Source organism: Streptomyces deserti (genome assembly GCF_054782695.1).
Genome location: NZ_BAAGRZ010000004.1, coordinates 283,811 through 296,895 on the forward strand (window position 1 = coordinate 283,811; position 13,085 = coordinate 296,895).

15 protein-coding genes are annotated in these 13,085 nt (G+C 70.1%); 1 reads left to right on the plus strand and 14 read right to left on the minus strand.

Annotated features, from left to right (window positions below):
- Positions 1-37 precede the first annotated feature (37 nt).
- The 11 genes from ACYVMZ_RS11525 to ACYVMZ_RS11575 form a co-directional block, all read right to left on the minus strand.
- Positions 38-928 carry a diacylglycerol kinase gene (locus tag ACYVMZ_RS11525; RefSeq protein WP_461078319.1) on the minus strand — a complete coding sequence of 297 codons (891 nt, stop codon included), beginning with the start codon at positions 926-928 and terminating at the stop codon, positions 38-40.
- Positions 929-959: 31 nt separating this feature from the next.
- The gene (gene tatC, locus ACYVMZ_RS11530) at positions 960-1,913 is read right to left on the minus strand and encodes a twin-arginine translocase subunit TatC (RefSeq protein ID WP_461078321.1); all 954 of its coding nucleotides are present in this window, start codon (positions 1,911-1,913) and stop codon (positions 960-962) included.
- A 47-nt stretch (positions 1,914-1,960) separates the two neighbouring features.
- On the minus strand, positions 1,961-2,242 hold the full coding sequence (gene tatA / locus ACYVMZ_RS11535; protein ID WP_461078323.1) for a Sec-independent protein translocase subunit TatA: 282 nt from the start codon (positions 2,240-2,242) through the stop codon (positions 1,961-1,963).
- A 273-nt stretch (positions 2,243-2,515) separates the two neighbouring features.
- Entirely contained in the window at positions 2,516-2,710 is a 195-nt protein-coding gene (locus ACYVMZ_RS11540; protein ID WP_461078325.1) for a hypothetical protein, read from the minus strand.
- 42 nt (positions 2,711-2,752) lie between these two features.
- Positions 2,753-3,046 carry a hypothetical protein gene (locus tag ACYVMZ_RS11545; protein WP_461078327.1) on the minus strand — a complete coding sequence of 98 codons (294 nt, stop codon included), beginning with the start codon at positions 3,044-3,046 and terminating at the stop codon, positions 2,753-2,755.
- On the minus strand, positions 3,043-4,113 hold the full coding sequence (locus ACYVMZ_RS11550) for a helix-turn-helix transcriptional regulator (protein WP_461078329.1): 1,071 nt from the start codon (positions 4,111-4,113) through the stop codon (positions 3,043-3,045). Before ACYVMZ_RS11550 ends, ACYVMZ_RS11545 begins: the two co-directional genes overlap by 4 nt.
- Before the next feature lie 18 nt (positions 4,114-4,131).
- Positions 4,132-5,085 carry a helix-turn-helix transcriptional regulator gene (locus tag ACYVMZ_RS11555; RefSeq protein ID WP_461078331.1) on the minus strand — a complete coding sequence of 318 codons (954 nt, stop codon included), beginning with the start codon at positions 5,083-5,085 and terminating at the stop codon, positions 4,132-4,134.
- Positions 5,086-5,262: 177 nt separating this feature from the next.
- Positions 5,263-5,634 (minus strand): FKBP-type peptidyl-prolyl cis-trans isomerase, encoded by a 372-nt coding sequence (locus ACYVMZ_RS11560; RefSeq protein ID WP_055709516.1) that lies wholly within the window; start codon positions 5,632-5,634, stop codon positions 5,263-5,265.
- 60 nt (positions 5,635-5,694) lie between these two features.
- The gene (locus ACYVMZ_RS11565; RefSeq protein WP_461078333.1) at positions 5,695-6,696 is read right to left on the minus strand and encodes an FKBP-type peptidyl-prolyl cis-trans isomerase; all 1,002 of its coding nucleotides are present in this window, start codon (positions 6,694-6,696) and stop codon (positions 5,695-5,697) included.
- Between the two features lie 128 nt (positions 6,697-6,824).
- A complete protein-coding gene (gene pafA / locus ACYVMZ_RS11570) occupies positions 6,825-8,186 on the minus strand; it encodes a Pup--protein ligase (RefSeq protein WP_461078335.1) in 1,362 nt (453 codons plus the stop codon).
- A gap of 9 nt (positions 8,187-8,195) precedes the next feature.
- Entirely contained in the window at positions 8,196-9,455 is a 1,260-nt protein-coding gene (locus tag ACYVMZ_RS11575; RefSeq protein WP_461078337.1) for an MFS transporter, read from the minus strand.
- Between the two features lie 119 nt (positions 9,456-9,574).
- Here ACYVMZ_RS11575 and ACYVMZ_RS11580 point away from each other — a divergent pair, with 119 nt between their 5' ends.
- Positions 9,575-10,618 carry a LacI family DNA-binding transcriptional regulator gene (locus tag ACYVMZ_RS11580; RefSeq protein ID WP_461078339.1) on the plus strand — a complete coding sequence of 348 codons (1,044 nt, stop codon included), beginning with the start codon at positions 9,575-9,577 and terminating at the stop codon, positions 10,616-10,618.
- A 227-nt stretch (positions 10,619-10,845) separates the two neighbouring features.
- On the opposite strand, the gene prcA is transcribed toward ACYVMZ_RS11580, so the two are convergent.
- From prcA to ACYVMZ_RS11595, 3 genes are all read right to left on the minus strand, one after another.
- Entirely contained in the window at positions 10,846-11,592 is a 747-nt protein-coding gene (gene prcA, locus ACYVMZ_RS11585) for a proteasome subunit alpha (RefSeq protein WP_461078341.1), read from the minus strand.
- A 63-nt stretch (positions 11,593-11,655) separates the two neighbouring features.
- The gene (prcB, locus tag ACYVMZ_RS11590) at positions 11,656-12,501 is read right to left on the minus strand and encodes a proteasome subunit beta (protein ID WP_461078343.1); all 846 of its coding nucleotides are present in this window, start codon (positions 12,499-12,501) and stop codon (positions 11,656-11,658) included.
- The gene (locus ACYVMZ_RS11595) at positions 12,453-12,845 is read right to left on the minus strand and encodes an endonuclease VII domain-containing protein (protein ID WP_461078345.1); all 393 of its coding nucleotides are present in this window, start codon (positions 12,843-12,845) and stop codon (positions 12,453-12,455) included. Before ACYVMZ_RS11595 ends, prcB begins: the two co-directional genes overlap by 49 nt.
- Positions 12,846-13,085 lie beyond the last annotated feature (240 nt).

Genomic DNA, 13,085 nt, shown 5'->3' on the forward strand with positions numbered 1-13,085 from the left:
CCGGATCCGGTGCTGTGAAGCCCGCGGTCCCCGCAGCTCAGGGCCCCACGACCCGTACGGCCCCGCGTACGCAGCGCGCCGTCAGCGGCAGCGGCCCGAGCGGTTCGCCGTCCGCGTACCCCTTGATCCCGTGGGCGGCGATCTCGACCCCGGCCGCGCGCAGCACGGTCACCTTGGGATGCCCGACATGGGTCCCCCGGTACACCGCCGGGAACACCCGCAGCAGCGTCGTACGGCTGCAGTCCCCGACGACGGTGATGTCGAACAGCCCGTCGGCGACGTCGGCGCCGGGACAGATCCGCATGCCTCCGCCGTACGACGACCCGTTCCCGACGGCGACGAGCGTGGCCTCGACCTCGCGGACCTCGCCGTCGTCCAGCCGGATCCGGTACGGGAACGGCCGGAAGGCGGCGAGCTCGGCGAGCATCGCGAGGTCGTACTTGAGCCGCCCGGCGGGCCACCGCATGCGGTTGCCGCGGTCGTTGACGCGGGAGTCGAAGCCGGAGGCGAGGACCGTGCCGAACCAGCGGTCGCCGACCTGTCCGAGGTCGATGTCGCGCAGCCGGCCGCCCTTGAGGGCGTCGGCGATCAGGCGGCTCGCGGCGGCCGGGTCGTGCACGGGCAGGCCGAGGGCACGGGCGAAGTCGTTGCCGGTGCCGACGGCGACCAGGCCGAGCGGGGTGCGGGTGCCGGCGACGGCCTGCAGCGCGAGGTTCACCATGCCGTCGCCGCCGACGGCGATCAGCGCGCCGGTGCCGTCCGCGACGGCGGCACGCGCGCGCGTGAGGGCGTCCTCGGCGTTCGCCCCGAGGACCGTGCGCACCGAGAAACCGGCCGCCCGCAACGCGGAAGCGGCCGGCCGCGCCGCTCTGGCGCCCCGGCCGCGGCCCGCGGTGGGGTTGACGAAGAGGGTGATCTCGCTGGTCACGGCAGTGACCCTACGAGGTGCGTCCCGATCTTCAGGTCACGTCGTCATAACCGTTGACCCGGTCCTTGCTCACCTGCTCGGGCAGGGCGGCGCGGCTGGTGGTGACGGGTTCGATCTCGCCGATGTCCTCGGGGGTGAGGTCCAGCTCGGCGGCCTCGTCGTCGGCGGGGCCCATGGCCTCGCGGCGGCGTGCCCGCCGGTCGTTGAGCAGCGCGATGGACACGGCGGCGAAGTACAGGATCCAGATGGGTCCGGCGAGCGCCAGCATGGTCAGCGGGTCGGTGCTGGGTGTGGCGATGGCCGCGAACACCGTGATGCCCATGATCATGCCGCGCCACCAGCCGAGCATGCGCTTGCCGGAGATGGCTCCGGTGAAGTTGAGCATGACCAGCAGCAGGGGCAGCTCGAAGGAGAGGCCGAAGACGACGACCATGCGCGTGACGAGGTCGAGGAGGTCGTCGAGCGGCAGCAGGTTGTCCACGCCGAACGGTGTGAACTCGATGAGGACCTTCGCGGTGGTGGGCAGCACCTTGTAGGCGAAGAAGGCGCCGGCGAGGAAGAGCGGGAAGCCCGTGCCGACGAACGCGTAGGCGTACTTCTTCTCGTGCTTGTGCAGGCCGGGGGCGACGAAGGCCCACAGCTGGTAGAGCCAGACCGGCGAGGCCAGGACGACACCGGCCATCAGGGAGACCTTCAGCGCCAGCGTGAAGGGCGTGAGCAGACCGTTGATCGTGATCCGCGCGCACGGGTTCTCACCGGACGACGACCGCGCCAGCTCCTCGAAGGACTCCGAGCAGCCGACCTCGCTGAGGATCGGCCTGGTGAAGAAGTTGATGATGTCGTTGTAGAAGAAGGCGGCGACGACGGTCACCAGGACGATGGCCAGCAGCGCCTTGGCGAGCCGGTTGCGGAGCTCACGAAGGTGCTCCGCGAGGGGCATCCGCCCCTCGGGATCCTTCTCCTTCTTGCGGGCAGGCTTCAGCAACCCACGTTCCCATCTCGTGCAGCGGGCCGGAGGTCACCGGCCCTGCGTCAGCGCTTGGTGGTGTCCGTCGGCTCCGTGACCGGGCGCGAGCTCGTCACGTCGCCGGGGGCGGCCTGGATGGTGCGCTGCGCCGGGGGCTCCTCGCCGTTGGGCGGGCCGGCCGGGGTGGAGGTCTTGCCCTCCTCCTTCATCGCCTTGGCCTCGCTCTTGAGGATGCGCGCGGACTTGCCGAGCGACCGCGCCATGTCCGGAAGCTTCTTCGCGCCGAACAGCAGGATGATGACGACGAGGATGAGAATGATCTCGGGGGCTCCGAGCCTTCCGAACATAAGTCTTTACCTTCTCACCGAGGCGGCTGGGGTGGGGGTGCTGTCCGACCGGTCGGACATGTGTCCGACCGATCGTGCTGACAGCGATCGTAACGCTCAGGGGTAAACGTGGGGCAATCCCCGTGCATCCCCTGTGCGTACTCCCGTCCGCGGACCGAGCCTCGTTCTCCGGACCGCGACCAGCAGCGTACCTGGCGGAACCGGCAAGTTGACAGGGCGAAGCGGTCCAAAGCGCCTCTCTTGCGGGACTCACAGGTCACACCGGGCGCCACCTCACAGGGCGTCCGCGGAGCGGGCCGCGCTCGCCGCCGCCCGCTCCAGGTCCTCGGCGGCGCGGTTGATGCGGCGCGCGGAGTCCGTGACCTGCCTGCCCAGGCGCTGCGCCTCCAGGAAGACCCGTACGGCGAACACCCCCAGCACGGCGAGACCCAGAAAACCCACAGCAACCGCGAACATCGGCCAGAACATGACGCCGAGCCTAGACCGTCGCGGAGGGTGCCCTGGAGCGGACTACACCGTGGAGTGCAGTCGCAGCGTCCTGACCCCGCCCCCGGTGAGCAGCTCGACGATCCGCTCCCCCGCCGGCTTGCGGACGGCGGCGCCGCACTCGGGGCAGGTGAAGGAGTAGAACGTCGTACGGCTCGTCGCGCCGATGGCCAGGCGCAGCGCGCTCGCGGCGAGCTCGAAGCGTCCCCGGCAGTCCGGGCAGCCCGCTTTGAACACCACCGGGGACACGCTGGTCATCCCCGCGAACGCGGACGCCACCGTCATGCCCCGACCACCAGACATCGCCGACTCGCTCAAAGCCCTCGCTCCTGCCTGCCGTCCCGCCCGTTCTGAACCACATGGGCCTCGTGGGCCCCCTGGGCCGCGACGGCCTCGACCGCCTCGACCCCGTCGTAGGCCGCCAGCGCCTCGCGGGCCGCCCGCCGGGCGCTGTCGGCGAGCTCGGGCGGCGAGACGATCCGGCCGTCGCGCCCGAGCCGCAGCGCCAGGCGTCTGAGCGAAGCCGGGTCGGGGGTGCGCAGGGTGATACGCAGCCCGCCGTCAGCGAGCTCGTCCGCGCTGTCGTGCGGGTAGTACTCGGCGACCCAGCGCCCGCCCGGCCCGACCTCCACGACGACCTCGGGGTCCTCGGCGGCGGGCTGCACCAGCCCCTCCGACAGGTCGCGCAGTTCGATCTCCGGCGGCGCGGACGGCTCGTCCAGGATCTTGATCTCGGCGACCCGGTCGAGGCGGAAGGTGCGGCGCGCCTCGGAGCGGCGGCACCAGGCCTCCACATACGTGTGGCCGACGCTGACGAGCCGGATCGGGTCGATCTCGCGCTCGGTGACCTCGTCGCGCGCGGGTGAGTAGTAGCGGATCCACAGGCGGCGGCGCTCGGCGATCGCCCGGTCGACGTCCGCGAAGACGCCGCCCTCGGACTCGAAGGTCACCGACAGGCGGGAGCTGGCGCCCGCCGCCTCCCCGGCCGCGGTCTCCACCTTGGCCGTCGCCCGCAGCAGCGCCTGCCGGTCGCTCTCGCGCAGGCCGGGCAGCGTGGCCACGGCCCGGGCGGCGACGAGCAGGGCGGTGGCCTCGTCGGCTGCGAGCCGCAGCGGCTCGGCTGCTTCCGCCCCGAGGGCGGCGGGGTTGTGCCACCAGATGCGCTCGCCGTCGGTGTCGATGTCGAGCAGGTCGCCGCCGCGGAAGCTGGTGCCGCACATGGGCAGCACGTCGAGGTCCGAGACCAGTTCGTCCTCGGTGATCCCGAAGGCGCGCGCGACGTCTGCGACCCGGGCCCCGGGGCGCTCCCTCAGATACGTCACCAGGGAGAGCATCCGCCGGGTCTGGTCGATGGCGTTCACGGGCCTGACCGGTTTGCCTGCCACTGTCTGCTCCGCTCCCCCTCAGCCCTTGGCGACGGCACGCAGCCGGTCCACCACATCGGCCCGCAGCTCGGCCGGCTCCAGGACCACCACGTCCGGCCCGAACTCCACCAGCCAGGCGTCCAGGCCGTGCCCGTACGGAATCTCCAACTCGTCCCAGCCGTCGCCGAGTTCCCGCACCAAGGTGGCCTTCGCCCGAAGGGGGTAGCCCGCGCCCGAGCGCAGCCGGATCCGCGCGGAGCGGTCGGCGACCTCCCCGGCCCAGCGCGCGACGGTCTCCCGGACGGTGACGACATCGGGCACGGGAGCGGTGAACCGGCCGCCGCGCGAGCGCACCTTCCCCGTGATCCGGGACAGCCGGAAGACCCGCTCGGCGCCCCGGTCGCGGTCCCAGCCCGCCAGATACCAGTGGCCGCGCCAGCACTCCAGCGCCCACGGCTCGACGTGCCGGGTCTCGGGATGGGCGGCGGTGGCCTTGCGGTACTCGAACACGACCGGTCGGCGGTCACGGCAGGCCAGCATCAGCGGCTCGAAGGCCGCCTCGTGCACGGGGATACGGGGCTCCAGGGCGCTGTGGGCCTCGTAGGGGTCGACGTCCTCGGGCAGCCCGGCCGCGCGCAGTTTCTGCAGGGCGCCGCTGGCCGCGCCCGCGAGCCGGGCCTGCTGCCACACCTTGGCGGCGAGCCCGAGTGCGGCGGCCTCCTCGGCGTCGAGGGTGATGGGCGGGAGACGGTTGCTGTCGCGGCGGGCCATGTAGCCGACCTCGCCGTCGAGGCTCTCGACGGTCTCGATGACCAGGCCGAGCTCGCGCAGGTCGTCCTTGTCCCGCTCGAACATCCGGTTGAAGGAGTCGTCGGACCCGGCTTCCAGGTAGGCCTCGATGGATTCGCGCAGCTCACGCTTGCTGAGTGGCCTGCGCGTCCCGAGCAGACACAGCGCCAGGTTCATCAGCCGCTCGGCCTTGGCAATGGCCATCGACGCCCTTCGCCTCCCTATGGTGCTTACGAACGATGACCGTACCGCCCTGCGGTGGCGCGGCAAAGCCGAGGGCCCATGCCCGGACAGGCATGGGCCCCAGGTGGTCGGGTCCGGTCGGATCCCGTACGAAGGCCGTACGAGGATCGGAACGTTTTCTCCGCGTCGATCAGTCGATCAGACGCCGAGCAGGTCGACCACGAAGATCAGGGTCTCGCCCGGCTTGATCGCCGGGGTCGGGCTCTGGTTGCCGTAGGCGAGGTGGGCGGGGATGGTCAGCTGGCGGCGGCCACCGACCTTCATGCCCTGCACGCCCAGGTCCCAGCCCTTGATGACCCGGCCCCCACCCAGCGGGAAGCGGAAGGGGGTGCCCCGGTTCCAGCTGGCGTCGAACTCCTCGCCCGTGCTGAAGGCGACACCCACGTAGTGGACGGTGACGGTCTGACCCGCCTGCGCGACCGGGCCGTCGCCTTCCCAGATGTCCTTGATCTCGAGATCCGCCGGGGGCTCGCCGCCCGGGAAGTCGATCTCGGGCTTGTCGATGCTCACGTCTCTAGCTCCTGCTTGTCTGCGGAAAGGCGAACACGCACAGTTTTACATCCCCGGGGATCACATCTTCGCCAGGATGTCGACCGAGAAGACCAGCGTCGAGTCCTTCTTGATCGGGCTGCCCTGCGGCGGGTTGTCGCCGTAGCCGAGGTCCGGCGGGACGACGATGAGGACCCGGCTGCCGACCTTCTTGCCGGTCAGACCCTGGGCCCAGCCCTTGATCACCTGCTGGAGCCCGAACGACACCAGCTGCTTGTTGGCGTACGACGAGTCGAACTCCTTGCCGCCCTCCCACAGCACGCCCTTGTACTGCACGAGGACGCTGTCGGCGGCGGCGACCTCCTCGCCGTCGCCCTCGATGACGTAGTTCGCCACGAGCTTCTTCGGCGCGTCGGTCTTGGGGACCTCGATCGAGGGGGCTTCGCCGCCTGTGTTGGTGCCGACCTTGGGCAGGTCGATGTTGTCCTGGGCGACCTCGGTGCCCTTGGCGGAGCTCTTGGCGTTGAACGTGTCCTTCACGTCGACCACGAACACCAGCGTGTCGGTGCCCTTGATGCCCGCCTGCTGGTTGCCCTGCGTGCCGTAGCCCCAGGTGGGCGGGACGGCCATCTCGACGCGGCTGCCGGTCTTCTTGCCGGTCAGGGCGTAGCGCCAGCCGTCGATGATGCTGCCCTGGGCGAGCTGGATGACCAGCCGGGACTTGCGGTCGTAGGAGTTGTCGAAGACCTTCGCGGAGTCCCAGATCTGGCCGAGGTAGTGCGCGACGACGAAGTCGTTCTCGGCCACCGTCTTGCCGCCGCCCGCGATGACCGTCTTGACCGCGAGCTGCTTCGACGGCTCGCCGCTGCCCTTGGCGACCGTCGGCTTCTCGTCGAACTTCGTGCCCGCGGTGATCGCGGGCAGCGGGCCGTCGACGATCTTCGGCGGCGGCGCGGCGGACGTGGCCTGCGCCGAGGGCGACGCGCTGTCGCTGGGCTTGCTCGAGTCGGCCTTGTCGTCGCCGCACGCGGCGAGCGTGGCGAATCCAGCGGGTACGGCAATCAGAAGTGAGCGTCGGCGCACGGTGGGGGCCTCGTAATCGGTCGATCTTGTTGATGGCGTGCGCGCAACTCTACGGCGTGAGAAGAGCGCCGCACTGGAAACGTACGGCGCCCGTGTTGCGTTCCGGCCGCTGACGCGGAACGCGTCGCTCACATACCCGCGATCAGTTTCTCCACCCGGTCGTCCACGGAACGGAACGGGTCCTTGCACAGGACCGTCCGCTGGGCCTGGTCGTTCAGCTTGAGGTGGACCCAGTCGACGGTGAAGTCCCGGCGCTGTTCCTGGGCCCGCCGGATGAAGTCGCCGCGCAGCCGGGCCCGAGTGGTCTGCGGCGGAACGGACTTGCCCTCGAAGATCTTCAAGTCGTTGCAGATCCGGGCTGCTTGCCCCTTCTTCTCGAGGAGGTAGTACAGGCCACGACGGCGGTGGATGTCGTGGTAGGCGAGGTCTATCTGGGCGACCCGCGGGTGCGACATGGTCATGTTGTGCTTGGTGCGGTACCGCTCGATGAGCTTGTACTTCATGACCCAGTCGATCTCGGTGTCGATGCGGTCCAGGTCCTCGGCCTCGATCGCGTCCAGCGTGCGGCCCCACAGCTCCAGCACCTGCTCCACCGTGCCGGTGCGAATGCCGCGGCGCTCGCAGAAGTCCAGGGCCTTCTCGTAGTACTCGCGCTGTACCTCCAGGGCGGAGGCCTCGCGGCCGCTGGCCAGGCGCACCTTGCGGCGGCCGGTGATGTCGTGGCTGACCTCGCGGATCGCCCGGATGGGGTTCTCCAGGGTGAGGTCGCGCATCACCGTGCCCGCCTCGATCATGCGCAGCACCAGGTCGGTGGCGCCGACCTTGAGCAGCATGGTCGTCTCGGACATGTTCGAGTCGCCAACGATGACGTGCAGGCGGCGGTAGCGCTCGGCGTCCGCGTGGGGTTCGTCACGCGTGTTGATGATCGGCCGGGAGCGGGTCGTCGCCGAGGAGACGCCCTCCCAGATGTGCTCGGCCCGCTGGCTGACGCAGTACACGGCACCGCGCGGCGTCTGCAGCACCTTGCCGGCACCGCACAGCAGCTGCCTCGTCACCAGGAACGGAATGAGAATGTCCGCGAGCCGCGAGAACTCCCCGTGCCGGGCGACGAGATAGTTCTCGTGACACCCGTAGGAGTTGCCCGCCGAGTCGGTGTTGTTCTTGAAGAGGTAGACGTCGCCCGCGATTCCCTCCTCGTGCAGGCGTCGTTCCGCGTCTACCAGGAGTCCTTCCAGAATGCGCTCGCCGGCCTTGTCGTGGGTGACCAGTTCGATCACGTTGTCACATTCGGGTGTGGCGTATTCCGGATGTGACCCCACGTCGAGATAGAGGCGGGCGCCGTTTCGCAGAAAGACATTGCTGCTGCGGCCCCATGACACGACACGGCGGAAGAGGTACCGCGCCACCTCGTCAGGCGACAGGCGGCGCTGTCCCCTGAACGTGCACGTGACGCCGTACTCGTTCTCCAGCCCGAAAATGCGGCGGTCCATGAGTGAACATTACGCCCGATCCCCTGAACTGAAACGGGGTTCGACGGCACGGTTTGGATCATTTTCCGAACCGACCGCAACCACCGCTCCCCGCGCGGGAGCTGCGAGTACCCGTCCCGTGGCCAGCAGAACCAGCAGGGACACGCCTCCCGCGGCAGCCGGTACGGCGAAGCCCCACAGGGCCCCACCCGCCTGGACGACCGGCCCCGCGAGGCCCGTTCCGACGGAGTGACCCACGGTGAAGGTCGTGACGAGCCAGGAGAACGCCTCGGTGACCGTGCCACGCGGCGCATGCCGGTCGACCAGCACGAACGCACAGCCGATGGACGGCGCGAGGAAGACCCCGGCGAGCACGGTCAGCGCCACCATGGCCACCGCGCCCGGCATCAGCATCAGCGGCAGATAACACACCGCCAGAAGGGCAACCAGCCCCTGCAGTCGCCGCGCGGGCTCACCGGCCCACTGCCGGGCCCCGTAGACGGTGCCGCCGATGAGCGCGCCGAGCCCCAGGGCGGCCATCAGCCAGCCGTACACCGCGTCGCCGCCGTGCTCGTCCGCGTACGGCACCGCGGCGACGGTGATGGACCCGAGCGCCATCCCGATGAAGAGGAACGCGCCCAGCAGCGCCAGCAGCCCCGACGACCGCAGGGCGCCCAGCCAGTGCGCCTCGCGCGGCGCCGACCGCCACGCGCGCGAGGGCGGCGAGACGACCACGGAGAGCGCCCCGAGGATCCCCACCACGTTCAGGACGAGCAGGGCGGCCTGCGCCGACCACAACGCCACACACAGCGTCACGAGCAACGGCCCGACGGTGAACATCACCTCCTGGGCCACGGCGTCCATGGCGTACGCCGTGTGCACCTGCTCCTCCCGTCGCAGTACGGAGGGCCACAGGGCGCGCAGCCCGCCCTCCAGCGGCGGTGTGAACAGCCCGGCGGCGGCCACGGCGGCGTAGGCGAGCGGGGCCGGATCGAGCCCGCTGAAGGCGAAGACGGCCATCGCCAGTCCGGAGACGACCGCCGCCGGCAGCTGGACGCGCGGCTGCCCGTGCAGATCCACGAGCCGCCCCAGGACGGGCTGCCCCACGGCGTTGGCGACGCCGTACACGGCCGCCAGGGCCCCCGCGAGGCTGTAGGTCCCGCCCTGCGCACGCACGAACAGCACGATCGCGATGGCCGCCGTCGCGTTGGGCAACCGGCCCACCAGCGTGCCCACGAGCAGCCGGGCGGCGTACCGCGCCCGGAAGATCTCCAGGTATCCCGTGGCCATGTCCCGCCCTCCCCATCACCCGCGGCGTCGGCCGACGCACACAGGTTTTACGTATAACTAGACTTCCCATACGTACCATGGCCGCTGTTCACGAGTCCATACGAAGGAGCACGCCGACGGTGGCACGAGGCAGCACCCGCCCCACGAGCCGGGACGTCGCCCAGGCCGCCGGCGTCTCCCAGGCCGCGGTCTCCCTGGTGCTCGGCGACAAGTGGCGCGGCCGCGTGTCGGAGACCACGGCGCAACGCGTCCGCGAAGCCGCGCGCGACCTGGGCTACCGCCCGAACCTGGCGGCCCGCAACCTGCGCCTCGGCCGCACGCGCACCGTCCTCCTGGTCGTCCCGGCCCTCACGACGGAATTCTTCGCGGGCGTCTACACGGGCGCCGCCCGGGTGGCCGCCGAACACGGCTTCGGCGTGGTCCTGTACCCCTCCCCCGAGGGCATCGGCCCGGCCAGGGACCCCTTCGCCTCCGCCCAGGCCGCCCTGGACGGCGTGATCGCCTCCTCCATGGCCGCCGACGCGCTCACCGCGATCCGCGGCGACCAGCTGCCACTGGTGATGCTGGACAGCGATCCCGAGGGCAGCATGGGCGCGGCGACGGTCAACCTGGACATCGCCGACGGCGTACGCCAGGTCGCCGAGCACCTCCTGGCCCTGGGCCACCGCCGCTTCCTCCACGTGGCGGCGGACGTGCCGTCGTGGACGTTCGAGGTGCGGGCACGTGAGCTGGCCGACCGTCTGGGCGAGGTCCCGGACACGTCGGTGCACACGGCCAAGGCGCCCATCTCCATCGAAGGCGCCGTGACGGCCACGGAAGCGGCCCTCACGGCCCTCGCCCCCCGCCCCACGGCCGTCGTCTGCGACGACGACAAACTCGCGGCAGGCGCGTACAAGGCGGCCCGCCGCCTGGGCCTGAGCATCCCCGACGACATCTCGATCACCGGCCTGGACGACCTGGCCCTGGCCACCGCCATCGACCCCGAGCTGACGACGGTACGCCTGGACGCGGAACTGTTCGGCGAACGAGGCATGCAGGCACTGCTGGCCGTCCTGGACGGGCGCACACCGGAGCGGGGCGACATCCCGGTCGAACTGGTCGTACGGGGTTCCACGGCGCCGCCGCGCCAGGAGACACGGTCTGACGGCGCTGACGCGGGGTAGGTGCGCAGCCCGGCGCTACCAGAGCTTGGGGGAGGCACGACTGCCCGCAGCTAAGCGGATCGACCGCCGCAGTCCGCGTAGGCGCTGCACCAGCCCCCACCGAAGCCGCACAGGCCGCCGCAGGCATCCCCCTTGCACCATCGGCACCACCGCACCACAACACACCACCGCGCCCCGACCGACAACCGATCGGGGCGCGCGGGGCGACCAAAAAACCGCTGGTCGGACTACTCGCCGTCTCCCTGGTCCTCGGCCTCCGACGCGGTCTCCGCGCCGCCCGCCTCCAGCAACCGCGACAGCTGCCGACCGGTGATGCGCCTGAACTTGCGCTTCTGCGGACGCGTACGGTCCAGTACCGCGACCTCCAGCCGCTCTGCGGGGATCTCCCGCTCACTGCCGTTGGTATCCCGGGACAACGCCTGCACCGCCAGCTTCAACGCCTCCGCCAGCGACATACCGTCCCGGTGCCGCTGATCCAGGTAGCTGCTGATCTGCTCCGCGTTGCCACCCACCGCCACCGAGCCGTGCTCGTCCACGATGGACCCGTCGTGCGGCAGCCGGTAGATCTGGTCGCCCTCGGGCGTCTCGCCGACCTCGGCGACGACCAGCTCCACCTCGTACGGCTTCTCGGCCGCGCTGGAGAAGATCGTGCCCAGCGTCTGGGCGTAGACGTTGGCCAGGCCCCGGGCGGTCACATCGTCCCGGTCGTAGGTGTAACCCCGCAGATCGGCGTACCGCACGCCACCGATCCGCAGGTTCTCGTACTCGTTGTACTTGCCGGCGGCCGCGAAACCGATCCGGTCATAGATCTCGCTGAACTTGTGCAGCGCACGGGACGGGTTCTCACCGACGAACACGATGCCGTCGGCGTACTGCAGCACGACCAGGCTGCGACCACGGGCGATGCCCTTGCGGGCGTACTCCGCCCGGTCGGCCATGGCCTGCTGGGGTGAGACATAGAACGGCGTCGACACCGGTTATCCGTCCCTTTCTGTGGAAGTCACTGGATCACCTGACAACACAAGAGCGCCCGCCGTCTACAGCAGCGCGGCCCGCGGACCGTCGGGCTGCTCCAGACGCCGCTCCAGGACGGACCGGGCGATCTCGGACGCCTCGTCCTCGGTGAGCCGGCGGAAGCCGTCCTCGGTGATCACGGTGACGATCGGGTAGATCCGGCGTGCGACATCGGGACCACCGGTCGCCGAGTCGTCGTCGGCCGCGTCGTACAAGGCCTGGACCACGAGTGTCGTGGCCTCGGACTCACTCAGGTCTTCACGGAAGAGCTTCTTCATCGCGCCGCGCGCGAAGATCGAGCCGGAGCCGGTGGCGGCGTACCCCTTCTCCTCCGAGCGACCGCCCGTCACGTCGTACGAGAAGATCCGACCCTTGCCGCGGTCCACGTCGTACCCGGCGAACAGCGGCACCACGGCCAGGCCCTGCATCGCCATGCCCAGGTTGGAACGGATCATGGCCGACAGGCGGTTCGCCTTGCCCTCCAGCGACAGCTGCGCGCCCTCGACCTTCTCGAAGTGCTCCAGCTCCAGCTGGAACAGCTTCACCATCTCCACGGCCAGACCCGCCGTACCGGCGATGCCCACCGCCGAGTACTCATCGGCCGGGAAGACCTTCTCGATGTCCCGCTGTGCGATGACATTGCCCATGGTGGCCCGCCGGTCACCGGCGAGCACGACACCGCCGGGGAACGTGACGGCGACGATGGTCGTGCCGTGCGGAGCCTCGATGGCCCCCTGGACGGGCGGCAACGAGCGCTTGCCCGGAAGCAGTTCGGGCTGGTGCTCGGACAGGAAGTCCATGAAGGAGGAAGACCCTGGCGTCAGGAAGGCAGCTGGTAGACGCCCGGTGCTACGAGTGTTGGCTTCCACGCGATTCCTTCCACGTATGCGGCAGCCCGCCTTATGGCATCGGGCCGATCCTTGAACTGCCCCAGTGCGGCATTGCAGCTGAAGCACAGTACGCCACGGACCCTACCCGTCTCATGGCAGTGATCCACATGCTCTGCCGGGGCGGCAAGGCATATGCAACAGATGCCTTGCTGCTCCGCGATCAAGGTGTCCAGCTCCGCTGGCGTCAGGCCGTACTTGCGTTTGAAGTAGCTGATCCGGTTCCGCTCCGCCCGGCACGTACGGCAGTAGCTCGACCAACCGTCCGACGACGACTTGTTGCGCTCCCACTCAGCGTGGGCTTCACCTCTCCGCACTGCGGACATCGCTTATACCCCTGCGGGGCTGGCGTCCTTTGCCGGACCACCTTGCCCTTGGCCTCCTGGCGCTGCCGGTAGTACTCGGCAGCGCACTCCTTGCAGTACGCCTGAAGGCCGTCCGGCATGGACTTGTTCCGGGCGAACGCCGCCCGCGGCAGGCTTTGCTTGCACCGCGAGCAGCGCCGCACCTCCGTCTCTTCCGGCAACCTGAACCCCCAGCCCTTCACCTTCGAAACGAAGGCGTAA